18 protein-coding genes are annotated in these 26,907 nt (G+C 63.2%); 10 read left to right on the top strand and 8 right to left on the bottom strand.

The window, feature by feature from the left end:
• Window positions 1-72 precede the first annotated feature (72 nt).
• Window positions 73-747, top strand: a complete 675-nt coding sequence (gene ribB / locus EA473_RS07870; RefSeq protein ID WP_124195117.1) for a 3,4-dihydroxy-2-butanone-4-phosphate synthase — start codon at window positions 73-75, stop codon at window positions 745-747.
• Between the two features lie 319 nt (window positions 748-1,066).
• On the opposite strand, the gene EA473_RS07865 is transcribed toward ribB, so the two are convergent.
• Window positions 1,067-2,617 carry an amidase gene (locus EA473_RS07865; protein ID WP_124195116.1) on the bottom strand — a complete coding sequence of 517 codons (1,551 nt, stop codon included), beginning with the start codon at window positions 2,615-2,617 and terminating at the stop codon, window positions 1,067-1,069.
• Between the two features lie 318 nt (window positions 2,618-2,935).
• On the opposite strand from EA473_RS07865, the gene EA473_RS07860 reads away from it, so the two are divergent.
• Window positions 2,936-3,385 (top strand): DUF120 domain-containing protein, encoded by a 450-nt coding sequence (locus EA473_RS07860; protein WP_124195115.1) that lies wholly within the window; start codon window positions 2,936-2,938, stop codon window positions 3,383-3,385.
• A gap of 159 nt (window positions 3,386-3,544) precedes the next feature.
• Here EA473_RS07860 and EA473_RS07855 read toward each other — a convergent pair whose 3' ends face one another.
• The gene (locus EA473_RS07855; RefSeq protein WP_165875227.1) at window positions 3,545-4,924 is read right to left on the bottom strand and encodes an LLM class flavin-dependent oxidoreductase; all 1,380 of its coding nucleotides are present in this window, start codon (window positions 4,922-4,924) and stop codon (window positions 3,545-3,547) included.
• Window positions 4,925-5,169: 245 nt separating this feature from the next.
• Between EA473_RS07855 and EA473_RS07850 the strand changes: the two genes are divergently transcribed.
• Complete coding sequence (locus tag EA473_RS07850) at window positions 5,170-5,997, top strand: alpha/beta fold hydrolase (protein WP_124195113.1); 828 nt, start codon at window positions 5,170-5,172, stop codon at window positions 5,995-5,997.
• A gap of 3 nt (window positions 5,998-6,000) precedes the next feature.
• Window positions 6,001-6,819, top strand: a complete 819-nt coding sequence (locus tag EA473_RS07845; protein ID WP_124195112.1) for an SDR family NAD(P)-dependent oxidoreductase — start codon at window positions 6,001-6,003, stop codon at window positions 6,817-6,819.
• Window positions 6,820-7,060: 241 nt separating this feature from the next.
• Here EA473_RS07845 and EA473_RS07840 read toward each other — a convergent pair whose 3' ends face one another.
• Both EA473_RS07840 and EA473_RS07835 read right to left on the bottom strand, forming a co-directional pair.
• Window positions 7,061-9,223, bottom strand: coding sequence for a hydantoinase B/oxoprolinase family protein (locus EA473_RS07840; RefSeq protein WP_124195111.1), 2,163 nt, complete (start codon window positions 9,221-9,223; stop codon window positions 7,061-7,063).
• A 265-nt stretch (window positions 9,224-9,488) separates the two neighbouring features.
• The gene (locus EA473_RS07835) at window positions 9,489-9,971 is read right to left on the bottom strand and encodes a flavin reductase family protein (protein ID WP_124195110.1); all 483 of its coding nucleotides are present in this window, start codon (window positions 9,969-9,971) and stop codon (window positions 9,489-9,491) included.
• A gap of 260 nt (window positions 9,972-10,231) precedes the next feature.
• Here EA473_RS07835 and EA473_RS07830 point away from each other — a divergent pair, with 260 nt between their 5' ends.
• Window positions 10,232-11,653 (top strand): amidase, encoded by a 1,422-nt coding sequence (locus tag EA473_RS07830; RefSeq protein ID WP_124195109.1) that lies wholly within the window; start codon window positions 10,232-10,234, stop codon window positions 11,651-11,653.
• Between the two features lie 825 nt (window positions 11,654-12,478).
• On the opposite strand, the gene EA473_RS07825 is transcribed toward EA473_RS07830, so the two are convergent.
• A complete protein-coding gene (locus EA473_RS07825; RefSeq protein ID WP_124195108.1) occupies window positions 12,479-12,715 on the bottom strand; it encodes a hypothetical protein in 237 nt (78 codons plus the stop codon).
• Entirely contained in the window at window positions 12,712-14,649 is a 1,938-nt protein-coding gene (locus EA473_RS07820; RefSeq protein WP_165875226.1) for a sugar-transfer associated ATP-grasp domain-containing protein, read from the bottom strand. Before EA473_RS07820 ends, EA473_RS07825 begins: the two co-directional genes overlap by 4 nt.
• Before the next feature lie 592 nt (window positions 14,650-15,241).
• On the opposite strand from EA473_RS07820, the gene EA473_RS07815 reads away from it, so the two are divergent.
• The 4 genes from EA473_RS07815 to EA473_RS07795 all read left to right on the top strand — a co-directional run bounded on the left by EA473_RS07815 (window position 15,242) and on the right by EA473_RS07795 (window position 20,911).
• Entirely contained in the window at window positions 15,242-16,285 is a 1,044-nt protein-coding gene (locus EA473_RS07815) for a helix-turn-helix transcriptional regulator (protein WP_243645211.1), read from the top strand.
• Window positions 16,286-16,445: 160 nt separating this feature from the next.
• Complete coding sequence (locus tag EA473_RS07810) at window positions 16,446-17,258, top strand: hypothetical protein (protein WP_124195105.1); 813 nt, start codon at window positions 16,446-16,448, stop codon at window positions 17,256-17,258.
• Window positions 17,259-17,618: 360 nt separating this feature from the next.
• Window positions 17,619-18,635, top strand: a complete 1,017-nt coding sequence (locus EA473_RS07805) for a hypothetical protein (RefSeq protein ID WP_165875225.1) — start codon at window positions 17,619-17,621, stop codon at window positions 18,633-18,635.
• 383 nt (window positions 18,636-19,018) lie between these two features.
• On the top strand, window positions 19,019-20,911 hold the full coding sequence (locus EA473_RS07795; protein ID WP_124195104.1) for a polysaccharide deacetylase family protein: 1,893 nt from the start codon (window positions 19,019-19,021) through the stop codon (window positions 20,909-20,911).
• 223 nt (window positions 20,912-21,134) lie between these two features.
• On the opposite strand, the gene EA473_RS07785 is transcribed toward EA473_RS07795, so the two are convergent.
• The gene (locus tag EA473_RS07785; protein ID WP_124195102.1) at window positions 21,135-22,982 is read right to left on the bottom strand and encodes a carbamoyltransferase family protein; all 1,848 of its coding nucleotides are present in this window, start codon (window positions 22,980-22,982) and stop codon (window positions 21,135-21,137) included.
• A 523-nt stretch (window positions 22,983-23,505) separates the two neighbouring features.
• Here EA473_RS07785 and EA473_RS07780 point away from each other — a divergent pair.
• A complete protein-coding gene (locus EA473_RS07780; protein WP_124195101.1) occupies window positions 23,506-24,501 on the top strand; it encodes a carboxypeptidase-like regulatory domain-containing protein in 996 nt (331 codons plus the stop codon).
• 533 nt (window positions 24,502-25,034) lie between these two features.
• Here EA473_RS07780 and glmS read toward each other — a convergent pair.
• A complete protein-coding gene (gene glmS / locus EA473_RS07775; protein WP_124195100.1) occupies window positions 25,035-26,843 on the bottom strand; it encodes a glutamine--fructose-6-phosphate transaminase (isomerizing) in 1,809 nt (602 codons plus the stop codon).
• Window positions 26,844-26,907 lie beyond the last annotated feature (64 nt).

The following is a 26,907-nucleotide window of genomic DNA, read 5'->3' as shown; positions in this document are numbered from 1 at the left end:
TCAGTGTCACCGATTCAGGCTACTGCCGCGGTGGCGGATAGCCCCACGTCGGACCCAAACGGGTGAACATACATGTCAAGCGAAATTGAAAGTGCGTACCGACGCCGAACAGTGAAACGAGCTCTCGAGGCGTTCCGATCCGGGAAGCCGGTGTTGATACACGATTTCGACGATCGAGAGGGAGAAACTGACCTGGTCTATCCCGCCGCGGCTGTGACGTCCCAGCACGTCTCAAGACTCCGCAACGACGCGGGCGGACTGATCTGCGTCGCACTCGCCTACGAGATCGCGGAGGCGTTCGAGTTGCCGTTTCTCTCCGAAGAGATCAGTCACCCGGTGAGCGAAACGGGTCACCTCGGCTACGACGATCGGTCGTCGTTTTCCCTCCCGGTAAACCACCGCGACACCAGAACGGGAATCACGGATCACGACCGAGCGCTGACGATTTCGGAACTCGGTCGTGCCGCTACGGATCCCGATTCGATCGACTTCGCGTCGACCTTCCGGTCGCCGGGACACGTCCACCTCCTGAAAGCGGCGGACGGGCTGTTATCGAGGCGACAGGGCCACACCGAACTCGGAATCGCACTCGCCAACGCGGCCGGCCGGGAACCGGCAGTTGTCGTCTGCGAGATGGTCGACGACGAGACGGGTGCGGCCCGATCCCGTGAATCGGCGATACAGTACGCGAACGAACACGGGTTCCCGTTCGTCGACGGGACGACGTTGATCAACGATCTGCCCTGATTTCGGCCGTCTCGGAACGTACACTGGACGTGCTCGAATACGGTTGTGGAGCCTCGAGCGCCCAGCAAGGGCCTCGAGCGTAGCAGTAAGAGTCTCGAGCCCCGCAGCATCTACCGGTGAAGCGTAACGCAACCCGACTTCCGGCCGGGAGTCACCGAGACACCACGGACGGCGACGAGCAGAGGGTTCGCCACCGGTGAGGAGAAACGAGAAGAGGATGGTCGGCCCGCGGCCGCTCGGACCGCGGCCGTTCGGATCCTGGCCGTTGGACCGCGGCCGTTCGGATCCTGGCCGTTGGACCGCGGCCGTTCTCGGGCGGTCAGTACGCCTGTTCCTGCCAGTCGACCGTCGACTCGTAGGTCGCCGCCGTCCGGACTATCGATTCCTCGTCGCAGTGCGCGCCGACGAACATGAGGCCGACCGGGAGGCCGTCGGCCGTGCCACAGGGGATCGACATCGCGGGATGGCCGGTGAGATTAAACGGCATCGTGTTGGTGGTCCGGCCCTCTTTGCCCTGTGCCCGGTTGACGATCTCGGTTCTGGAGAGATTCGACTCCAGTTCGAACGCGGTCAGCGGTGTCGTCGGCATCGCGAGGAGGTCGACGTCCTCGAACGCCTCGTCGTAGGCTTCGGTCAGTTCTCGGCGGAGGTTCATCGCCTTCCCGTGGTACCGTCCCTGATGATGGCGGCGCATATATCCGCCCAGCAGGCAAAGCAGGACGACCGTCGGCGCGAATTCGTCCGCTCGAGCGCGTCGCGCGTTGGCGAAGGCCTGTGACATGTGCGTATCGTACGCGCCGCCGGCGAAGTAGCCCGTGTTCTCGAGGTCCCACATCGCGGCGACCTCCTCGATTTCGATCCCGAGCGTGACGGAGAACGCGTCGACGTGCCACGGGATCGAAACCGTTTCGACCGTGGCTCCTTCCGACTCGAGGGCGTCGATCCCAGCGCGTGCCGCGTCGTCGACCCCCTCGTCGGTCCGCTCGAAGCCGAATCCCTCCTCGAGAACGCCGATTCGAACGTCGTCGACGCCCTCGGAAACTGCGTCGACGTACGATCCCGGTTCGACCGCCTTCGACCGGGGGTCGAGGTCGTCCGGGCCGGCGAGGACTTCTAACACTCGAGCGGCGTCGGCGACGGTCGTCGTTATCGGACCGAGGTGATCCCAGGAGTGGCCCTGGGGCGAGGCGCCGCGATACGGAACGAGCCCGTGAGTCGGTTTGAACCCGACGCAACCACACCACGAGGCCGGGACGCGAAGCGAACCGGCTTGATCCGTGCCGATAGCGACGTCGACGTCACCGTCGACGACCGCAGCAGCGGAACCGCCGGAGGAGCCCCCGGCGAGGTATCCCTCGACACGAGGGTTGTGAATCGGTCCGTACGGCGTCATCTCGCCGCTTCCGGAGACGGCCATCTCGTCCATGTTCGTCTTCGAGGTGATCGTCCCGCCGGCCTCGAGGACGCGTTCGACCGCGACGGCGTCGCTGCGCGGAACGTATCCCTCGAGGACTTTCGACCCGCAGGTCATCTCGATGCCGGCAACCGCGATGTTGTCTTTGACGCCGACGTCGTACCCGGCTAACGGACCATCCTCGGCGCCCTGGACCGTACACTTCGTGATGTGGGCATTCAACGGGTCCTCGTCGGACCCTGGCCTGTACCCGTTCGACCGGTCCCCGTAGCTGAACTGCGGGTCGAGATCCGGCTCGGGGAGGGCCTCGAGGGCCTCGTAGATCGCCATTCGTTCGTCGATCAACTCGGCGTACTCCGCCAGCTCCTCCTCGCCGAGGTCGAAGTAGTACTGTTCGGCAATCGATCGGAGTTGCTCGCGCGTCGGCGGCGGAACGTTCGGTGGTAACTGTGACACAATCTCTAGCTTTCGGTTCGATATCTTAAATCTTCGCCATCCACACGGGCTCGATTTCTCGTTCTCGCGGCGGAGGCGTCGACTCATACGATCTACTGTCGATATGTCGGTGGTACCGTGACTCGGAGCGGACCCAGCGGAATCGACTTCCACCAGCCCGTATCAGCGAGGGGAATCAGTACAGCGCCTTCGTCGGTTCGGGCGATCGGCGAGGAAGAGTGTAATCTAACCGGATTACTGGTATGCTCCGCAGAGGTCGACAGATCGGTCGCGACACGAACCTTGAAGCAACCCGGACACGAACGATGGTGTACGACGATGACCATAGCGGATTCGACCGCCAGCGAGCCAGTGGTACTGACCGGCGACGTGACCTCCGGAGAACGGGCAGCCGAGGATTTCCTCTCGCTGTCGGGGTACGTCGAACAGTTTCGCAGCCGTCTCGGATACGAGCCGTATCCGGGGACGTTGAACGTCGAACTGGATGCCACGAGCCGAAAGCGATGGGACCGAACGGTCGACGGCGACGGGGGGACGATCCGCATCGACCCCTGGAGCGACGGCGACCGGGAGTTCGGCGGTGCCTCGTGTTATCGGGCAGCGATCGTCAGCAGTCGATCCGAGAAAACAGCGTACTCGACGTGTCACCTCATCGTTCCGGATCGGACCACGCACGGACCGGGAACGATCGAACTCGTCGCGCCGGATCGGCTCCGTGATCGCCTCGAGCTTGCCGATGGAACGACCGTTACGGTCAACGTGCGGTGACGAATCTCGTCGGTCTCGTCGAGGACAGTAGTTCGATAGCCCACCGGACTCGTTCGCGCGCTCGCGGAATCCGATGAAATTAGAGGACGGATCAAAGGCGGTAGTAACGGTACAAAGGCAGAAGTAACGGTGCAAAAGGGTTCGCCTCCGAAAGCCGAGTTACGGGTTCGGGAACTCCTCGTCCAGGTACGGGACAACCTCTTCGCCGAACGCACGGAGTTGTTCGTCCGCTTCCTCGCCGGTCAGTCCTGCGGCCTCGAAGTAGCCGATCAGGTTGAGGTCGGTGAATCCGACGCTCTCTTTGATGCTCGCGATCTCGTCGATTATCTCCTCGCTGCTCCCGGTGACCGCGATGCTCTTCTTTTCGAGAATATCGAAGTCGGCTCGCACCGGCTGGTCCTCGTCGAGATCCTGACGCGATCGCAACTGTTCGACTTCCTCGTCGCTGAGGTTCAACAGGAGTTCCGCGCTGTACGAGGACGCGAGGTGATCCCAGACCGCCTCCGCACCGAGTTTGAACCGCTCGAACGTCTCCTCCGTTGCGACGTCGGTGTTGAAGAGCAGACGGTAAAACCCGAGGCCGCGCTGACGCTCGCTATCCCAGCCGTACTCGAACGGTTCGCCGTCGTGCTCGGATCGCCTGTCCGGCCACCCAGCCTCTTCGGCGGCGTCGTAGTAGCTCTCGACGACCGGGCTGATTCGCGATCGGGGACCGAGCGTGATGACGCCGTTGACGCCGTTTCTCGCGGCCCACCGTGTCGAACGGGGCGAGACGACGGGCATCCAGATCGGGGGGTGGGGATCCTGTAGTGGCTGTGGAAAGACCGGAATCTGTTCGACGCGGGAGTTCGTCGACAACAACACTCGCGTGTCGCTCGAGTACATGTCCCCGGACTCGTCCCAGTCCATGACGTCCTCGAGGTCGTGTTCGGACACCTCGTCTTCGAGGTAGGCGTGGTCCTGTACGTGGTGGTGTTTCGTGTACGACGGTGGCACGTGATGGAAGTCGCCGTTGTACGAGACGAGGTCCTCCGTCCAGGCCTTCATAAGAAGGTCGTACTTCTCCTCGAAAACGGCCCGGTTCTTCTCGTCGTCCATGCAGGTGCCGCCCCAGTACATCGCCCCGAGGACCTCCGCTTCCCGGGGTTGATACCCTCGACCGATACCGATCTCCGCCCGCCCATCGCTGTAGACGTCCAACATTGCGGTCTGTTCGGCGAGACGGATGGGATCGTGCCAGGGAAGGATGTTGCCCATCTGGCAGAGCTTGATCTCGTCGGTTTTCGCCGCCACCGCCATCTGGGAGTTCAGCGGGTTCGGGCTACACTCCGCTCCCGCGAGTTCGAAGTGGTGTTCCGTGAAAAACGCCCGGTCGAACCCGTACTCCTCCGCGAGGACGCCGTGTCGGATCTGGTCTCGAATAACCTGTTGCATGCTCTCGTGGACCTCTTCGACGGTGGCGTCCGGGATGACGACCTGATTGTCGGCTCGCTTCATCGGAACGTTGGTACTGCCGTTATGGAAGATACCCGTGTCCATGCACCACACATCTTCGTAGTGGGAAATAAGTGTATCGTCGACACGCGACATAACAAGCGTCGGTTCATTGTCACCACTGGCGAAGAACAGTCGGTCGCCACCGGCGGCGATGACCGGCATCGGCCTCGAGAGCCGACAGATTCGTCGCCTCGAGTCCGGGACGCTCCCCCAGTAACCGGCAGGCGTGGGGTGGCGAGGCATAACATATAACTGAACTGCCGGTGAGTCCTGAACACGGTGACGGAATGACGACTTACGACACGGCCTACGTCGACGTGAACGGCATCAGAACGCATTACCTCGAAGCGGGGCGAGACCACGACGAAACCGTCCTCTTAGTTCACTCCGGCGAGTTCGGCGCGGCAGCCGAGTTTAGCTGGAGCGCGATCATCGACGGACTCGCCGAGCAGTATCACGTACTCGCGCCGGATATGATCGGCTACGGCCACACGGAAAAGCTGTTCAGTTTCGAAGATCAGTTCGACCTCCGCGTAAGCCACGTCGGCGCGTTCCTCGAGACGCTGTGTGTCGACCAGGCACACGTCGTCGGCAACTCGCTGGGCGGCGGAGACGTCCTCAGCGTGGCCAGCGAACCCGCTCCCTGCGAGTGGCCGATCGAGAAGGCGGTGTCGATCAGCGGCGGCGGCGGCCCGCCTGATCAGTTCCAGGACATCCTCACGGAGTTCGACGGCAGCCGGGACGCGATGGCGGACATTCTGGACGTCCTCTTCGCCGAGGAGTGGTGGGACGAGTCCTACCTGGATCGGCGCGTCGAGATGAGCCGCGTTCCCGGCCAGTGGCAAGCCACGGCTGCGATCCGGTTCGAACCGCCGTTCGAACAGGATCGAACGTTCAGACGGAGCAACCGGTACGATCGGATCGACGTCCCGACGCTCGTCGTCGCCGGAGCCGACGACGTCCTCAAATCGGTCGACAAGATGCGATCCGTCCACGACGAGATCTCCGACGACGCCGACACCCGGTTCGAAGTGATCGAGGACTGTGGCCACTGCGCACAGATCGAACAGCCCGATCGCTGTCTCGAGGTGTTGCTCGACTTCCTCGAGGAGTAACCGATGGCGACCTACGATTTCACCGACGACGTCGTGATGATCACCGGCGGTGCCCGCGGCCTCGGGCGCAATCACGCGCTCGCGTTCGCCGACGCAGGGGCCGACGTCGTCCTCGCGGACGTACAGGACGCCGATCCGGTCGTCTCGGAGATTACCTCCCGCGGCGCCTCCGGGCTCTGGACACCGTGTGACGTCACGGACGAAGCGGCCGTCGAAGCAGCTGTCGCCACCGCCGTCGATCGGTTCGGACGGATCGACGTCCTGATCAACAACGCCGGTATCGCACGCACCGGTCGGCTCACGGAACTCGACGCCGAGACGTGGCGGTCCGTCCTCGAGGTCAATCTCACCGGCACCTGGCTCTGTGCGAAACACGTCGCACGGCAGATGCGCGAGACCGGTGCAACGAGCGACCGGAGGGAAGACGGCAAGACGGAAGAGTACCAATCGGCCGGGCGGATCGTGAACACGGCATCGTTCTTCGGCCATCAGCCGGTTCCCGGACTGGGGGCCTACAGCGCCTCGAAGTTCGGCGTCCGCTCGACCACGCGGACGCTCGCCCTCGAGCTCGCGGACCACGGAATTCGAGTCAACGCCGTCAGCCCCATCGGCGTCCGAACCGAGGCCGTCGACGAGTACGACGACGACACCCGATCGGTACTCGAGTCCGGAACCGACTGGGCCGGCCGATACAACGCCCTCGAGCCGGGGGAACGTCTCGAGGCCGACGACGTTACGAACGCGGTACTGTGGCTCTCGAGCGACGATTCTCGGTTCGTGACGGGAGTGACGCTGCCGGTGGATGCAGGCGGGTTAGCCTGATACGGATTAGCGTTGCGTTGGAGCGGTGATCGCCGACCCCGTCCGAACGATCACCGCTACAAGACACCGGTCCGTCTGAATCGTGGAGACGAACGTCCCCGAGAGTTACCTGCCGCCGGGGCGATCGGGAGTCGAAATCGCCGGGGTCCGAAGAACCGAGACACCCACTCACCGGCAATCAGAAAATCGAGGGGGTAACTCGCTGGTAATCAGAAAAGCCGGGACGCTAACCCCCCGCCAATCAGAAGAGACGCGACTCGAGGTACGGATCACCGGCACCCGCGACTTCCGTGTCGAGCAGGGTCGCACACGACGGACAGACGAACTCCCGGAGGATCACGTCCGAGTTCACGTCCCGTCCCGCGCCGGCGTTCGACAGGTCGCGTTCACGGACCGCCGCTCGATCCTTCCACGACTCCGTCGCCGGCGAGAGAACGGTCTCACACTCACAGGCCACGTACTCGGCGTCGCCGTCGGTGACGACTGGGAGGTACGGACCCAGCCGACGGTCCGTCGACTCGGCCTCGAGACGACCGATCGGTGGCTCTCCTCGCTCGCTTTCGGCGAGGCGCGCCTCTCGAATGGAGTCGCGACGAGCCGTCACGTCGCCGTCGATCTCTCCGTCGGCGGTCACCGGCACGCCATACACGTCGCGGGCGGAGTCGGGCGTGATCTTTCCGGCTGCGACGTCGGTAGCCACTCGATCGGCATCGCGTCGCAGCGGATCGCCGTACCCGCCGGATCCGGCCATGCGGACGTGCAGAAAGTCGTCGACCTCGAACGGCGTCTGCCCCCAGACCGCGGACTCCGTTTCGGCCGACTCCAGCGTCTCGCTCGAGGGCGGGAGATCGGTCTCCTCCGCCCAGACGTCGGTATCCCGGTAGGCCGTGTACTCCGTCGTACAGCCGGGATAGCCACCGAAGACGCCCGTGGAGGCCGAAACGTCGACGCCTCGCCCGAAGGTGACCGTCTCGAAGGAGTCGACGTCGCCGACGGGGGCGATCGCGTGCTCGTGACCGACGCCGCCTCGATACTCTCCGGGGCCGCCCGAATCCGCTACGAAACGACGGTACAGGTAGGCGATCGGAAGGGTGCTCTCGTGGCGTTCCGCGTTCGCCCACCGGGAGACGACGTTGACCAGTTCTCCGCCGAGATCGACGCCGTCGTCGAACGCTCGAGCGCCGGCAGCCCCCGCGTAGGTGTCCGTGATGACGTCGACGTTCGTGTGGCCGTCGACCGTCGCCTCGACGATGTACCCGCCGTGAGCGCCGTGCCAGATGCCCGTGGATCGGTCGGCGTACTCGTCGCTGGAGCCGACCATCTTCGAGACGACGAGCGACGAGAGGCAGTTGCAGACCTGAAGCGTCGCGACGGTCGCGATCGAGATCGGAGCCGGCCGCTCGGCGTTGACGAGCGTTCCCGACGGCGCGTTCACCTCGAGCGGGCGAATCAACCCGTCGTTCCAGGTCATGTCTGAACACAAAAGCGGGAGCAACGGGGCGAGCACGCCGCCGACGGTCGCCCAGTACGTGCAGTTTATGCCGTACTCCGCCTGTTCGTCGGTCCCCTCGAAATCGAAGGTCAGCGAGTCGCCTTCCTTCTCGAGGGCGAGTTCGACGGTAAACAGTTCGTCCTCCGGGACCGAGTCGACGTACTGGCGCGCTTCCCATCTGCCGTCCGGAAGGTCCTCGAGGCGTTTCGAAATCCGGTTTTCGGTGTGGCGGATGAGTTCGTCGCCGACGGCGGTGACGTCGGTCGCCCCGTACTCCTCGAGGAGACTCTTGAATCGATCTTCGGCGACGTTGGTCGCGGCGATTTGCGATCGGAGATCCAGTTCCAGCATCCCCGGGTCGCGGCTCATGTTGAGGATTGTATCGAGGACGTCCTGGCGCATCTCCCCAGCGTCGACGAGTTTCAGCCCGGGCGTCTGGAACCCCTCGTGGAATATCGACGTCGAGTTAGGTGAAAATCCGCCCGGATCGACCGATCCGACGTCGTTGACGTGGACGAAATTCGCGGCGAACGCCTGCAGTTCGCCGTCGTAGTAGATCGGCGAGATGATGTAGACGTCCGGAGGATGAAACGCAGCCGTGTACGGGTCGTTGAGGAGGAACACGTCGCCCTCGTTGACGTCCTCGCCGTAGTACTCGATGACGTGTTTCGTCGCCCGCGACGCGCCGATGTAGTGGTGCAAGAATCCCACCCCTCCCGTCAGCAGGTCGCCTTCGTCCGTGTACAACGCCATCATGAGGTCGTGAGCCTCGTTGGTGTTCGGCGACCCGGAGACCCGTTTGAGCGTCTCGACCGCCTCGTCGACGACCTGGGTCAGGCGGTGTTTGATGATCTGGAACGTGACCGGGTCGACGGACTCGAGTGTTAGTGGTTCGTCAGTACTGGAACTCATGGTTCACCTTACTGTGACCTCGTACCATACCACTACCTGGATGACACGAATAATAAATGTTCAGGACGACTTCGGTTCGCCGGTGGGGGAACTCCGACACCCGTTGGGGCAGGTTCGAGTATCCCCGTTCGGGGCGCGTGTTCGAGTACCACGTTCGAACGGTCCCACCGGACAGCGGACCGCCCCATAGGGTTGTCGTACCGATTTACCGGTGTGAGCGCTGACGGACCGCGGGTACACCGGCAACGATGGACAAAAGCTCCGATCACTCGATACGGCCGTACTCGCCCCTGAAAAACGTGAGGGGGTCGGCCGACGGGCGGTTGACGCCGAACTCCTGTACCTCGCCGACGTAGATCGTGTGATCGCCCGCATCGTGGCTGGCCGCGAGCGAACAATCCAGGTACGCGATGGCGTCTTCGAACACGAGCGCTCCGGTTTCGCCGCGAGTGGTATCGACGTCTTCGAACGGGTCGTCCATCTCCTTGTGTTCACCGGCGAATCGATTCGATAACCACTCCTGATCTGTACCCAGAACGTTGACGGCGTAGTTTTCAGCCCTCGCCGTAAAATCGTGTGAGTCGGTCCCCTTGTCCGCGTTGTACGCCACGAGCGGCGGATCGAGTGACACCGACGAAAACGAATTGACCGTCATTGCGTGGTCGTCACCGCCGTCGTTCATCGTCACGACCGTCACGCCGGTCGCGAAGTTGCCGAGCGTCTGGCGAAACGCATTCGTATCTATCATCTCGAGTGAGATATCGATGCAGGTCGTTAAAAATCATTCCCCGGGTTCGACCCTTACTCGTTTCATCGGCGCTACAACGGCCGGCAGTCAGTTCGGTGGGAGCGGAGACCAGTATCGACACCACCACTTGCCGACTGCGATCGACACCACCACTTGCCGACTGCGATCGACACCACCACTTGCCGACTGCGGTCCCGACTACGACGGAACGCGGGGTTCCCAACGCGTAGATATTTCACGGGTGCCTGCGAATCACACCCATGGACGAGACCACCGCTGCTGGAATCGCTCGAGCGATTCGAACGGGCGATCGGTCACCAGTTCGGGTCGTCGAGGAGTGCCTCGATCGGATCGAGGCCGACGACCACAACGCGTTCGTTACGGTGATATCGGAGAAAGCACGAGAGCGCGCTCTCGAGGCTGAACGCGCCGTCGAGAACGGAGACGATCTCGGCCCGCTACACGGCGTTCCCGTCGCGATCAAAGACGCCTACGCGTACAAGGCCGGAGTCCGTAACACGTTCGGCTCCCGCGCGTTCACCGATTTCGTTCCCGACCGGTCCGCCCCGCTCGTCACTCGTCTCGAAGACGCCGGGGCGATCGTCGTCGGCAAGACGAACACGCCGGAGTTCGCCGCCAAGGGCGTAACCGACAACGCGCTCGCCGGTCGAACTCGAAACCCGTTTTCCCCCGACCGAACCGCCGGCGGTTCATCAGGCGGAAGCGCGGCCGCGGTCGCCGCCGGCCTCGTCCCCCTCGCACAGGGTTCCGACCACGCGGGATCGGTGCGGATTCCGGCGAGCGCCTGCGGCGTCGTCGGCGTCTATCCAACTCCCGGGCGGGTTCCACAGGCGTTCCGTCCGAACGCGTACAGATACGACCTCCCGCACGTCAGTAGCGGACCGCTCGCCAGAACGGTCGAAGACGCGGCGCTCGCACTGGACGTGATGGCGGGATCCCATCCAGCGGAGCCGTTCAGCCCTCCCGACGACCCGGCGTTTCTCGAGGCGACCGATCGCTCGACGAACGGATTCCGAATCGGGTACGCTCCCGAGTTCGCCGGCGCGCCGGTTGATCCCGACGTCCGTCGTGTCGTACGCGACGCGGTCGCGAGCCTAGAGCACGCCGGTGGGACGGTCGAACGGACGAGTCTCGACTTCGACGAGTGGGACGACGCCCAGGACGCGATCATGACCGGTCTCGAGATCATGTACGCCGACCTCGCGGAGGACCTGCACACGGCTCACGGAATCGATCCGCTGGCACGTCGCGATCTCGTCGACGATCACGTTATCGACCGTATCGAAACGGGCCGGACGCGAACCGCACTCGAGTACAAACGGGCGAACGCAACGCGGTCGAAACTGTTCCGTGCCGTCCAGGCGGTTTTCGAGGAGTACGACGTCCTCGTCACCCCGACGCTTGCCGTCCCTCCGTTCGAATCCGCTGACGGTCTCCCGGAGACGATAGACGGACGGAAACCGTACGGCCCGCTGGGATGGCTGCTGACGTGGCCGTTGAACCTCACTCGCCATCCCGCCGCGTCAGTACCGGCCGGACTCGTCGACGGAGTGCCGGTTGGCGTTCAGATCGTGGCCCCGCGATTCGACGACGAAGCGGTTATCACTACGGCCGCCGCACTCGAGCGAGAACGGCCGTGGATCGACTACTACGACCGCTAGCGTCGGAGGGTCGGGAAAATCCTCCCACCGGCAATCGAACTCGATCGAGCAGAGCGAATTCGTCGGCTGATACTGCCGGCTGTAACTGTGTCAAGATTCTCGCCACCCCGGAGCGGCGAGAATCTTGAATGACTTACAGCCGGTAGTATGACTGACGACGACAGACCTCCGATTTTGGAGGGTCCAAACAGGAATTGACGCAAATCACACCAGTATTATCGGCCCACAATGAAGTTGATCACATACAATACTGCTCGGACAACGTGATACACAACGGTATAGGTGCAGACGACAGCCCCCGGCGTAGTCGTCGACTCTTTCGTCGGTCACGCTGTCCGGATTGTTCGAGGTTGAGGAAAGCGGTATTTCGACCATTTCCAACCGTATCTCTCGTTGACAATGAGGCTAGGGAAATCGTCGATTAGTTCGAAGTTCGATCAAAAGTCGGCACGGACACCCGAGCTGCGAGTGGATCATCTCCACTGATCGTCGACCATAACCGATATACCCGGCATCGATATTGTCCTATATCCACACTACAGCAACAGTTGATGGTAGAATAGGTCCCACTTCACACATGTGATCGAGATCACGAGGAACTAATCGACTTTCGGTCCTCAAAAGGAGGGGATTGGATAGCACGAGGCGTGGCCGGGGCCAAGGATACTCGTCGACATCGGCCATGACACCGGACGGGGTGGGCCCGGCTTCGAAGTCTCGAGGGACAGACACCGCGTTTCACGTACCGATACCGCTCGAGACGACGTCCTCCAGGGAAACCGGCTTCAGCGATGACGGCCCGAAGCGTACGCTGCCCCGACTCGATCAACTCGGCGGTTTCCGCTCGCGAACGTGACCGGTTGCCTCGGCGAGGACGAACAGCGTAAACAGCGTCGGAATGCCGACGAAGAGGGCCAACGGAACGTCGACGATGACGGGGTTGCCGGCGAGGTGGGAAACGACAGTCGGTACGTCGATCGACACCGTCAGCCCGTCGGTGAGCAACACGCCCGGCAACAGGCCGACGAAGACGAGAACCGAACCGAACGTGGCTCGCTTCATCGGGCGATCACCTCCTCTTGCCCGTCAGTCTCGCCATCGGCTGATTCGCGCTTCCGCTCGTGATCTGGATCCCCGGTACGCACGGATCGATCGGCATCGGCGTCGGTCCGGGCCCACTGCGCTTCGAGCTCGATCGCATCTTCGGTCCAGTCGACACGGTCCCAGGTTCTGGCGAGTTCGATCTTCTCGCCTGGCGACTTCAGATCGAACGAGTCGGGGAGCTTTTCGACGAACTCCGTTCGCTCGAGCAGGCCGTCGAACGTCGAATTCTGAATTCCGAGGCCGGGTCGGGCGTTGATCTCGAGGACCATCGGGCCCTCCGTCTCGTCGACCACGATGTCGACACCGGTGTACCCGAGCCGGGAGACCTCGGCGGCCATGACCGCCGTGTCGAGGATCTGCCCCCAGTTGTGAACGTAGAACGCCTCGAGATCGACGCCCGTATCGGGGTGGTCGTCGAACCACTTGTTCGTACTCTGGTAGCCGCCCAACGCCTTGCCGTCCGCGATGCTGAGACCGACGCCGACCGCCCCCATGTGAAGGTTCGCCGCGCCGTCTGACTCCTCGGTCGGCAGTCGCGTCATCGCCATGATCGGGTAGCCTTTGAAGACGATCACGCGGACGTCCGGAACCCCCTGGCCAGCGATCGACAGCAGTTGATCGTCGGGGTGGACCAGCCCTTCGATGACCGCGACGCCCTCGAGGCCCATGGGATCGTACTGCCCCTCCACGATCGAGCGCGTGTGTGCGAGGAGTTGTTCGGGTGTCTTCCGTCCCTTCGACGTTTCGAAGTCACCGTTTTCAGTTCGGCCGTTGACGACGATGATTCCTTCGCCACCGTATCCGCTGTCGGGTTTGATCACGAACTCGTCTCGCGTGTCGATGATCTCTTCTGCCGTCGACAGGTCGCTCAGCGATCCGACGAGGGCGTACGTTTCGGGCGTCGGAACGCCGGTTCCGTGGAAGGCGCGTTTCATCGACGCCTTGTCGAGTTCCGGATAGAGGTGCTGGGGATTGTACTGCTTGATCAGCCTGTTTCGGCGATTCATCGCCATGACCGACGTAGGTTCGACGCGCGACGTTTCCGCTCCGAAGAGTCCGCGGAGACGGGCCCTCGCGTTGTGAAGTCGCGCCCGCACCGATGCCCTGAGCACGGAGAATCGCGACTGTCCGTAGACGTTCGAAAAGCGGAGATACTCCTTGAGGCGAGTCGAAGACTGTGCACCGAGGTAGACGTTCGCGGCGAAGACGAACGCCCAGGATTCGGGCGTCTGCATGAACCACGTGACGATCGTTCCGTTCGCGACGACGGCGTAGGCGGCGACGATCGCGACCATCGTCCAGCTAAATCGGACCGCCGGCGCTCGCCAGCCGCGTTCCGTGAGTTCGCGGGCGAACCGATCGGCGTACCACGCGGTGATGATCGCCGGGAAAAACGCCTGCAGCGCGTTTACCTCCTGGGGAAGCGTGCCGTTGTCGCTCATGATGTGAAACGTCGTGATCGCGATGGCGACGGTCATCACGAGCGCGCAGATCCGGTGGGCGGTACCGAGGCGGAACGGCTGGATAACCAGGTACGTCGCCAGGGCGATCAGGAAGACGTTCACGAACAACACCAGTCCCCAGAGCAGTCCGCTCTCGATCAGGATAAACGAGATGACGATCGGGCCGAACATCCCGTAGGTCACGAGGCCCACTTTACTTCTGAGCAGTGAGATGACCAGCCCCGCGACGAGCAGCTCGAAGAACATCCGGTACGGCTCGAGGGGCTGCTGGGAGAAGTCGAGATGTTCCCTGAAGGCGATTCCGAGGAGGACGAGGGCCGCGAGGAATCCGATTACGGGCGCGTACGTGGTGACCGCCGAAGACACCGATCGCCGAACGATCGCCATCCGGGCCGGGAGCGATTCGACGGTTTCGTTTCGCATTGACATCAGTGGCTGGTCGCAATCTATCCTCTTTGCTATCGGAATCATAAACCGTCTCGCGCTGGGACACCGGCGTTAACGTCCACGGTAAGTCCGTTGCACGCGACGAAAGCGCCGACGTCACGTCGACCGATAGCCAACGGGGTACTCAGATCGGAAGTAACAACCGGAACTATTTACACACCCATCGCACAGCATTCGTGCGAGCAGGTGTGGATCGACGTCCAGTGGCTACGATATTCATGGCAACCGCGAGAGTAGCTCTCGTCTCCCCCAGGAGTGCTCTCGAACCGAGCGGACGGTCCGTTCCGTGTCGTTCGGGCGCTAGGCGACGATGCGTCCACTACGTTACGGTTCTATCCGCCAATTGTGCTGAGCTTTTCATATTTTAGTATGAATGTGTGATTCAGTGTGGGGCTTGCCCAACGATTATCAAAAAGGTATTGACGGGGCATCGTATACTGCAGTTCGTGATTGGTGGATGCGATCTTCTCTTCTTCTCTCTCCTGAAATGAACCGGCGACAATCGGGGACCGTAACGGTTCGACCGGGGTGGATCGTCCGTCTCGTGCTTTTCGTTCTCGCGAGTTCGATCGTGATGTCCGGATCGGCTTCGATCGTCGGCGCGACGGACGACCGAACCCGGGACGCAGTCCAGACCAGTGAACCGGCGTCAATCTCCTCCAGCACCCCGGAAGACGTCGATGCAGATCAGGTCAGGATGGACGTCGAACTGCTCGAGAACGGGTCCGCACAGTGGACCGTGGAGTTTTTCGTCCGCCTCGAAGACGAGGAATCGATCGAGGCGTTCGAGTCCATCCGCGACGACATCGACGAGGATCCGGAGCCGTACCTGACGCGATTCGCCGACCGGATCGACACGACGGTCGCCGCCGCCGGTGATGCGACCGATCGTGAGATGGCCATCGACGGGTTCGCCGTCGAAACCGACCGACAGACGGTCGGACGCGATTTCGGCATCGTCAGGTACACGTTCGACTGGCACGGATTCGCGGCCGTCGACGAGTCGGTACTGCAGGCCGGGGACGCGATAGAAGGACTGTACCTCGAGGAGGGGAGCCGGCTGCTGATCGCGTGGCCCGAGGACTATGAACTCGCGAGTGCGAGTCCCGAACCGGACGAACGGCGCGATCACGCCACGATCTGGTACGGGTCACAGACCGATTTCATCTCCGGGGAACCCGAAATCGTCCTCTCGAGCGGGTCGACGGGCCAGTCACTCCGGACTCTCGCGATCGGAATCGTCGTTTTCGGGGCGTCTGCACTCGGAGGTGGGCTCTGGTATCGACGGAAGCGAAACGCGAGCGAGGATGGCAAGGCGGGCGACCACCGCGAACTATCGACCGGGAAGTCGACGGCCGGCGAAACCGTCGACGACGACCGAACGCTCCCGGAAGAGTTTTTGAGCAACGAAGAGCGGGTGTTGCGCCTGCTCGAAACGAAGGGGGGCCGAATCAAACAACAGGACGTCGTCTCCGAACTCGAGTGGACCGACGCGAAAACGAGCAAGGTCGTCAGCGGACTTCGCGAGGATGGGAAACTCGAATCGTTCCGTCTCGGCCGCGAAAACGTGCTCACGTTGCCGGAGAGAAACGAGGACGATCACGAGTCAGAAGACTGATTCGGACGTGGAGTTCGCCAAAACCGCACGACTCCGGCGGATCGTTTCCTCCATTTTCCGATCGTTGACGTCGTTGAGTACCGTCCAAACCGCGGTAGAAGTCGTTGAATCGGAATAACCATCGCCCGTGTATAAGACGCCATCCAACGAGACGGATATCGTGACGCGAATTACGTCGATCTTGCTGGTACTGGCGCTCGCGGTTTCGATCGCGGTGGTACCGCTCGCGGTCGCCGATCTCGGAGCCCCCGAAAGCGACAGCGTGGCGGCCGGGAGCGTCCAGACCGACGACAGACATGACGACGACCGACAGACCGACGACCGACAGACCGACGACAGACAGACCGACAACAGACAGGACGACGCCGAGATGGAACCGGGCGAACAGCTCGCCGGCGTCGTCGGCGTCCAGCAAGCCGAGTTGAACGGTGAACTAGCCGAACGAGCGTACGGCATCCGGGTCGCATCCGCACAGACCGACGCTGACAGGGCGGGCGTTGCCAGCGATCAACTAACCGACGTCAACGACCGTCTGGACGAGCTCGAACGATTGCGCGCGGATCTGGACAGTGCCTACGAGAACGGCGAGATCAGTTACGGGGAGTACAGGTCACAGGTAGCGGTCGCGACCGCCGAACAGCGAATCTTGGAACAGTTGGCAACCGACGCGACGACGACCGTCGAGCAACTCGACGACGGTTCGCTCGAGGACCGCAACGATTCCCTCGAGGGCCACGATGATCCGCTCGAGGATTACGACCTCGACGAAATTCGATCGGAGGCCGATCGTGCAGCCGACGTAGACACCCCCGACGCCTCCGAAATCACCCAGTCGGTCGCCGGCGACAGCGTCGGTCAGGCGTTCGAAACTGAGTCGGACGGTACCGAATGGGAGGAGACGGATAGCGTGGCGGGGAGTTCGTCGATGTTGGACGGGGACGAAGAGAACGTCACTGGAGTCGATCCAGATTAGTCGCTGTGAGATCACCGGTAGATTCGCTTTCGAGGCTCTGATACGGTTTACTGTAAGTCCTTGCCGGCGCACCCGCCGCCCGGGTCGCGGGTGCGCCGGTAACCAGTTACAGTAATCCGTATGAGGCGTGTGTCAACGATCACCGCGATGCCCGTCCTATCGAGACGACGGGAAACCGATCGGGAGTCCAGAGACCGAACGGTTGTAGACGCTGCAACTGTTGTCGATCCCGAACGATTCGAAAGGAGCACGCTACTGGATGGCCGAATTCGGCAGCTGAACGGCTCTCGAGCGAATTCGCCCGTTACTTTCGCCCAGCGATCGAATACTATTGTACGACGGTGGAGGAGCCGAAATCGCATGACGGACAAGCATACCGATCGGACGACTGGAGATGACCGCACGAGAACCGGTGGCGAACGGACGACGGACGACGGCCTGAGTCGCCGTCGGACGCTCCGTCTCGGTGGAGTCGCAGGTGTCGCCGGGTTGTTCGGCTCGGCCGGAGTTGGCGTCGGAAGCGCGAACGAAGCTGGAGGAGGGTGTAACAGACCGGACGACGAGATCCACCTCGATTACGACGCGTACGACGACTGGGACGACGTCTACTGGCGATCGAACGGCGACCCCGAGAATATCTCGCTCGTCTCGAGTCCGACGTACTCTGGGGACAGCGCCCTCCAGATTCGAATGCGCGAAGACCAGAGCTGGGGTGTGAGCACGCACTACGATCTCGGCGAGGACGTGATAGAACTCAACGGCCGGGTTCAGTTCGCGCTCGATACCGGCTGGGAGATGCCCGGTCGTGATCCGTCGAACTGTCGACTCTGGAACTGTGCGATGGCGCTGGGAGAGGGGAGTGCGGGCGGCGGCGTCCCAGACGGAACGAACGGCTGGAGCAATCGGCTGTACGTTACGACGAGAGGTGGCGAACCGGACGGAACGAACGGCTGGAGCAATCGGCTGTACGTTACGACGAGAGGTGGCGAACCGGACGGACCGTTCGCTCTCCTCTCGCATACGTACCACATGGACCAGTACCAGGACCACGACTATCTCCTCGACGGGCAGGAGTACACCGTACAGGAGGCCGAAATCGTTCCGGGACGGTGGTACGAGTTCGAGTACTACGTTTGCGTGAACACGGTCACGAGCGGCCGAGCAAACGACGACGGCATCCTTCAGTACTGGCTCGACGGCGACCGAATCTACGACCGCCGTGACCTGCGGTTTACCGCCGACCTCGAGGACAACGTCATCGACACCACCGGCCCCGCCGGCTACTACGGCGGCCGGTACGTCTCACCTCGGAACCTCTATGCCTATTACGACCGTCACTCGATGGCGGTAAACGGCACGTTCGGGGACGGCTGTTGACAGCGTCGGCCCACCACGCCGACACGCGTGATCAGGGGGTCACTCCTCGAGCTCGCTGAACCGACGCGTCGACCGTTTCCATCGGTAGTGCCGTCGCCACCTGCTTCTCGTACTGCCGGACAGCAGTCAGTGCGACGTCGATCGCGAATTCGCGGCCGTCGCCATCGGAGACGCCCGCGGGAGGGCGACCGATCGTCGAATCGTTCTGTCCGACGGTATCACAACGGCATCCGATACGGTGCCTATCAGTTACAGCTGGTGGCTGATATTTCCATCTGAGGGCTGGCAGTGCCGTTTTGACGAGTCTGATCGGCGTTTTCTGCTGGTGCCAACGGTTTACCCACCTCATTAGCAAGTCCACAGGAACCAGAGGTCACACCGACATGGATCAACCCCTCTCGCGGCGACGAATGGTGGCCACACTCGGCGTCACGACGGCGCTCGCAGGCTGTCTCGACCCTCGGTCGACTGGTCGGGCGAACGAAAGTGGCCCCGGCGTCGATTCGACCGACGGCGAAGCTGTCGAAACCGGTGAACGCTCGAGTGACCCCGTTTCCGACGATTCCTGGCCGGCGATCGAAGCCGGCGAGGTCGTCTCTGATTTCGAGTCGGCAAACGAGTGGCAGGCGGTGGTCGGCGATATCGAAACCGTCACCGACGAGGTGCCGACCGGCACGCAGGCGATCGCCGTCGACGGCGACGAAGACAGGGCTGCGATGCGGATCGACTTTCCTCGTGGCCTCGACCTCGAGGGCTGGGACGTCTCGATGGCGATCGAGGCGAAGTCGGTCGATCGGATCCACCTCGAGTTCATGGCACCCGAACGCGGCGACCACCTCACCAGCATTCGTGACGTTCCCGACGAGTACGAGGGCTGGCTGCGTCTCGACTTCGGATACATCCAGAAACACGGCGATCCGGACCTCACCGACGTCCGCCGGCTGAACGTCGTCGCGGTCGGACCCGAAAACGGCCCGACCCGGTTCGCGGCAGACGATCTCAGACGAACCGAAGCGGCCGACAACGGGAAGGCGATTCTCGCGTTGTACGGGGGGTTCAGATCCCACTACGACCTCGCGGCGGACCGACTCGAGGAGCGTGGCTGGGCGGCCACAGCGGCAGTCGACCCGGACAGGATCGGCGGGAGCGGACGGATGAACGCCGACGAATTGCGTCGCCTTCGTGATCGCGGCTGGGACGTCTGTTCGTACCCGACCGGCGATCAGCCGCTCACCCAGATGCCGGACGATCGTCGCCGACAGATCCTCGAGAGGAAAAGAGACGATCTCGCGGAACTCGGCTTCGACGCCGGTTCGCGTCACTGCTTCGTCCCGGACGATCGGATGGACCAGGCCACCCAGACCGTCGTCCGGGACCTCTACGAGTCGGCGTTCCTGTTCGGTGCCTCCCCGACCGGTGTGCCGCCGACCGGGATCCACCTGTCGCCGCTGATCTGGGGGCCCGACCTCCACGGTGGGGTGCGCCGGGCGATCAACCTCTGTGACCAGTACGATCAACTCGTGGCGCTTCGCATCCCGAAAGTCGTCGCGGACGACGCGGACGGCGACGCGAACAGCATGTCGCTTTCGGACTTCGAACACCTGCTGGATCACCTCGAACACCGGGGCCTCGATGTAGTCACGCCGTCCGACGTGATCGACGGGACGATGGGCGGCGACGGCACCACCGGCGAGCCCACCCAGCAACTCCAGGGGACGATTCTCGACGGTGGCCGCCACCACACGATCGACGGGAGGGGATCGGCCGAATCGTCGACGTTCGACCTCCTCGAGGGGATCGCCACGTTCGAGGTCGCCGGGGATGGAGATCCGGTACTCGGCGTGGAACTGGTGGCGGTCGACGACAGCGACCGGCGGATGCTTCCGGCGGCGGGTTCGGATACGGGATCGAGCGAATCGATCGTCCCCGTCGTGGGAGGCACCTACCGACTCGTCGTCGAGGCCGACGGGGAGTGGACGGTCGTCGTCGATCAGCCGGCGGTTCACGCGGACGACCTCGCGACCCTGCCGGTCGACGCATCGGGGTCCGGATCCTCGTTCGTCGGCCCGTTTCTGACCGAAGGCGACGTCACCCTGGAAGCGACACACGACGGCGAGGGGCAGTTCGTCGTCGACGGAATCGGTGCTGACGGACACCGAGAGCAGCTCATCAATCAGAGCGGCCCGTTCGACAGCAACCGGTCGTACAGCGCGGGTGGGGCCGCCTGGATAACTGTCCACGCGGACGGCAACTGGACGGTCGAAATCACCGGGTGACGAGTTCCTACTTTTGCGTTTCGCGTGAAAGCCCCGACGATATCAGGGTAGGAAACGGTGCGCGACGATCGACGGTCGCGATCAACACTGCCGATCCGACGGGTCCCGACTGTCGTGCTATCGGACAGCAGTCAGTGCGACGTCGGTCGCGAATTCGCGGCCGTCGCCACCGGGGACGACCGCAGGAGGGCGACCGATCGACGCATCGTTCTGTCCGGCAGTATCAGGAGTCGAGGACCGTTCGCGTACTCGAGGACGATTCCGACCGGTCGCCGTCGGTTCGATCGGCGAGAGGATCCAGATTCGACAGCGGTTCACGGCCGTTACTCCCCTCTTCGACGGGCGGGAGACGAGCCGTGTTCTTCTCGAGGACGTACTCTTCGAGGACGAGAACGTCGAGTCCCATCCCGTAGAAGTCTTTCACCGCCTCCGACGGGGTGTTGACGATCGGTTCTCCGCGATCGTTGAACGAGGTGTTGAGCAGGACCGGCACGCCGGTTATCTCCTCGAACGCCGACAGCAAGCGGTAGTATCGCGGGTGTTGATCCTCACGTACGGTCTGTGGCCGCGTCGTGCCGTCAGCTGGATGAACGACGGCCGAGAGTTCGTCGGCGCGTTCCGGTCGCACGTCGAACGTATCGATCATGAACGGCGCGGGTTCGGCGTCTATCAGGAACTCCGCTGCGGCGTCTTCCAGGATCGACGGTGCGAACGGACGCCACTGCTCGCGGTGTTTGACGAACCGGTTGACGCGGTCGCGCCACTCGGCCGAGCGTGGATCCGCGAGGATGCTTCGGGCACCGAGCGCTCGCGGTCCGAGTTCCGATCGCCCCTGGAACCAGCCGACCAGCGCCCCCTCGGCCAGACGTTGTGCGACGTACCGTTCGACGTTCTCCGGCCGCGCGAAGTCGATCTTGTTCGTCTCGAGTTCCGCCTCGATCTCGTCGGACTCGTACTCGGGGCCGAAGTAGACCGTCGATAGCGGGTCGACGTCGGCCGGCCGCTGGAGCGCCCAGCCCGCACCGAGTGCGAGTCCAGCGTCGTGTGCGACCGGCTGGACGAAAGTCTCGTCGACGATCGAGAGTTCACGGATTCGCTTGTTGAGTTTGCAGTTGAGGGCGACGCCGCCCGCAAGCGCGACGTTCGTCGAATCGACCCGCGAAGCGTACGCCCGGACGACGTCGAGGACGATCTCCTCGAGGATCTTCTGGGTCGTGTACGCAAGATCCTTCTCCCACTGGTCGAACGAGCCGGGTTCGTCGGTTCGCGGCCGCCCGAACGCTTCTTCCAGTCGTTCGACCCCGTGGCCCGTCCCCCACCGCCTGGTCAGGTCCGTCACGTCGTACTCCGCCCCGACGTCGACGAGATCGCGCAACGTTCGGTCGATATCGCTGTTGTACTCGCCGTACGCCGCGAGTCCCATCACCTTCCCCTCGCCGTTGAACATCCGGTAGCCGAGATACTCGGTGACGATCGCGTAGAACAACCCGAGGCTGTTCGGGTGTTCGTCGGTGTGGACCCGCGTCAGTCCGCCTTCGTGTCCGCTCCAGACGACCGTCGAGTCGAACTCGCCTTTCGCGTCGATCGTCAGGACGAGCGCGTCCTCGAAACCCGAGGGGTGAAACGCGCTCGCGGCGTGACACCGGTGGTGTGAGAGCAGTTCGATCGGCGGGACCGGGGTCCCGATCTCCGCGAGACGGCTCTCGACTATGCCGGTGGGCCGCAGGCGGCTCCTGACTGCGTCGATTGCGGTTCGCTCGAGGGCAGTGATCTTTCTCGCAAGCCCCTCGGCTCGCAACGCATCGCGGACGTAGTGCGAGCGGATCCGCGATCGGAGCCGCGGGTCGTACGGGAGGAGGATGCGATCGACGTCCGCGAGTTCGAGGTCCCGGTGCTCGAGACAGGCGACGATGGCGTTCATCGGGAACGTCTCCGGCGCGTGTTTCTGCCGCGTCAGTCGTTCCTCCTCGATCCCGAACACGGGGACTCCGTCTTCGAAGAGAACGGCGCTTGGGTCGTGTTGTCCGTAGAGCCCGATCGCCGGTTTGAACGCGAGCGCGTAATCTGCCATACGTTCACTGAGAGCTCCCCGTTCGATACTATACGGCAGTTAAACGTACCAGGGACGGACGCGTCGATCCCGCAGCCACGTTCGCCAGCGATCCGTGCCATCCCGACGGACGGTGCGAACACGACCCGTTCCCAGCCGAGACCCCAGTCAGTCTCACCGCTGGAACGGTTTAACAACCGTATAGTGAACCCGTGGAGTGAGAAACTGTTCTCGAAATGCAACCCTCACGTGCGCTACGCCGAACGGAGTCGAGAATTGCCGTGAAGCCGACGAACTCCGACCCGAAGAGCCGGTCCGGAAGGGCGTCCCGATCTCCCGGGACACGAACGCCGACGTCCGCCGTCACTCCGGGCTCGAATTCTGATACTGTCGGACAGAACGATGTGTCGATCGGTCGCCCTCCTGCGTGCGTCTCCGATGGCGACGGCCGCGAATTCGCGATCGACGTCGCACTGACTGCTGTCCGGCAGTACGAGAAGCGCGAGACCCGTAGTTAGTCCACGAACCGACGAACTCACTCACTATGCGCCGGAATTCCCGCGGACACGACGCGAAGACGCGATCGATTCAGACCAGCCTCCAGATAGTTCTGGTCGTCGCTGGCGTCGGCCTGCTCGTCGCCGGACTGGCACTCGCAGCGAGCGGTGTGTCCGTCTCGAGTACGGTGGATTCGATCGGTGACGGGTGGAACGACCCGACGAGTACGGAGACCGGAACGGAAACGACCGACGACCGGGACGCCGAGACCGGTGCGGACGACGGAGCCGGCGCAGATGACGGTGACGACGTCGCAGACGAGGACGAGCAGGGCGACGAAACCGACACGGACGACGACACCGGCACAGACGACGAAGGGGGTGCAGACGACGATACTGACGATGACGACGGAGTCGGCGATGGCGACCAGGACGACTCGACTGACGACCTGAACGTTCTTACCGTCACCGTCGAGGACGAGGACGGAGACCCCGTCGAGAGCGCGTCCGTAGCGGTCGCCGGTGGTGCGAACGCAAACGAGCGAACGAACAACGAGACTGACGACGACGGAGTGGCCGAATTCGAACTCGAGGACGGCGAGTACGACGTCACCGCCGAGGCCGACGGTGACGAGGACGGGGCGGGCGTCGAAATCGACGGCGACGACGAGGAACTCTCGTTGACCCTCGAGAGAGGAGACGAGGATCACGACGGCGACGACGAAGAAAATCAGGGCGACGATGACGACGAACACGGCGGCGACGAGCGAGGTACACTGACGGTAACCGTCGTCACCGAGGACGGCAGCCACGCCGAGGACGCCGTCGTCGAGGTAGCCGAGCGGGGACTTCTGGGTGACAGCTACGAAGAGACAACCGACGACGGAGTGGCCGAGTTCGAACTCGAGGACGGCGAGTACGACGTCACCGCCGAGGCCGACGGCGGCGAAGACGAGGCGGACGTCGAAATCGACGGCGACGACGAGGAAATCCTCTTGATCCTCGAGGGAGGAGACGAGGATCACGACGACGGCGACGACTGACCCGCGTTCGAACCACTTCGTTCGTCTATCCCAACCGTCGACGTCCCGCTGTTCGACGGTTTTCTATCCCAACCGTCGTCGGCGTCCCGCGGTTCGCTTCCGTGCAGTAAACGTGACTTCTCGGAGTGAGCGATTCACTGTTCCGATCGGATCGGGCCGTACACGCACCGACTGTGATCTCTCGAGACCGGACGCGTCGAATCTCCGCCGTGGCCGGCCGTCCGCCGCCGGGTGTTGCCCGTGAACCGAAGGGAACGGTCCGTCCGACGAACGGACATCACCCCCCTGACGGCTCGATCGACGCCGGGCGATCACGACCGAGGGGATAGGGGCCGGTGTCGATCGTTACCGGTGATCGCCGACCCCATCCGAGCGATCACCGGTGAAACGCGACACTGATCCGTACGAGAGAGTCGAGGCGCCTGAGTCGAAAGTGAGGCGATTTCCCGCGGTAGGCATGAACCGACCGATACGTACCGGATCGGGAAAACGGTCCGCAATGAGGCGTCGTGAGCGTCGGCGGCGACCGGGGATTACTCGACCGTAACGCTCTTCGCGAGGTTTCGTGGTTTGTCGATCGGTCGGCCCAGCAGATCCGCCACGTGGTAGGAGACGAGTTGTAGCTGGACGTTCGCGAGTAAGGCGGTCCAGACCGGATGAGTGTCCGGTACCGACAGGTGCGCGTCGGCGTCGTCGACGAGCGGGTGATCGTTCGGGCCGACGGCGACGACTGGCGCGCCGCGGGACTGGGCCTCGGTCGCGTTGAGTTCGGTCTTCTCGTCCTCGCTTGCGGTGTAGACCGCGAACACCGGCGACTCCTCGGTGACCAGCGCGAGCGGGCCGTGCTTGAGTTCGCCGGCGGCGAACCCCTCGGCGTGTTCGTAGGTGATCTCTTTGAACTTGAGTGCGCCCTCGAGGGCGACCGAGTGGCCGAGTCCGCTGCCGAGGAAGAAGTACGATCGGTCCTCGAGCAGATCGCGTGCGAGCGAGTCCGCCCGACTGGTCTCCAGGACGGTCTCGACGTGGGCCGGAAGGTCGGGAAGCGCCTCGAGCATCGCGTTCCCGTCGGCCCGCGGCGTCGCGTCGGGCACGGCGCCGGCCAGTCGCTGGGAGAGCAACGCGAGCGTGACCGCCTGTGACGAGAAGGTCTTGGTCGCGGCGACGCCGACCTCCGGACCGGCCCGGATGTAGATCGCCTCGTCGGCTTCGCGGGCGGCGGTCGAACCGACGACGTTCGTGACCGCGAGCGATTTCGCTCCGCGCCCGGCCGCTTTGCGAACTGCATCGAGCGTGTCCGCGGTTTCGCCGCTCTGGGTGACCGCGACCACGAGGGATCGCTCGTCGACCGGTCCGGCCATCGCCTCGTACTCGCTCGCACGGATCACTTCGGTCGGGATTCCCGCCGAGCGAAACAGTTGCGCACCGAACATCGACGCGTGGTAGGAGGTCCCGCAAGCGACGAGCTGGACCGTTTCGATATTCGCAACTAGTTGCGACAGGGGGGTTTCGAACGCGACGGTCCCGTCGTCGACGCGGCCATCGATCGTGTTCGAGAGCGCCGTCGGCTGGTGGTGGATCTCCTTGAGCATGTAGTGGTCGTACTCGCCTTTGCCTGCGTCGCCGGGATCCCAGTCGACGGTGTCGGTCGATCGCTCGACCGGTCGTCCCTCGAGATCGGTGATGGCGTAGGTTTCCGGCTCCAGCACGACGAAATCGCCGTCTTCGAGGTAGATCACCTCGTCGGTGTGCTCGAGAAAGGCCGGGACGTCACTCGCGAGGAACCAGCCGCCGTCCGCGAGTCCGAGGACGAGGGGGGAACCCTTCCGGGCCGCGTAGACGCGTTCCTCACCGTCGACGATGGCGGCGATCGCGTAGCTGCCCTCGAGTTCGTCGACGGCACAACGAATGGCTCGTTCGGCGTCGATCCCCCGCTCTATGTGCTCGTTGATGAGGTGCGGAATGACCTCCGTATCGGTGTCACTGTCGAAGACGTGGCCCTTCTCGCGGAGTTCGGCTCTGAGTTCGTCGTGGTTGTCGATGACGCCGTTGTGGACGACGGCTACGTCGCCGACGGTGTCCGTGTGCGGGTGTGCGTTCTCGTCGGTTGGAGGACCGTGCGTACTCCAGCGAGTGTGACCGATCCCGACGGTACCGTGTAGACGGTCGTCGAGTCGGGATTTGAGTTCGGAAACCGCTCCCGAACACTTCTGAACCTTGACTCCCGATCCGTTCTGGACGGCGATCCCGGCCGAGTCGTACCCTCGATACTCGAGGTTCTCGAGAGCCGAGAGCAGCGTCTCCGTGGCCTCGTCATGACCGACCCGGGCGATGATCCCACACATCAGCTCATCACCATCCTTCCCTGCAACGAGTGCCACGGGACAGCACGCGACAAACGGCGATTTC

The sequence above is a fragment of the Natrarchaeobius chitinivorans genome (genome assembly GCF_003841505.1).
Classification (GTDB): Archaea; Halobacteriota; Halobacteria; order Halobacteriales; family Natrialbaceae; genus Natrarchaeobius; species Natrarchaeobius chitinivorans.
This window is presented reverse-complemented; position numbering and strand designations above follow the sequence as displayed.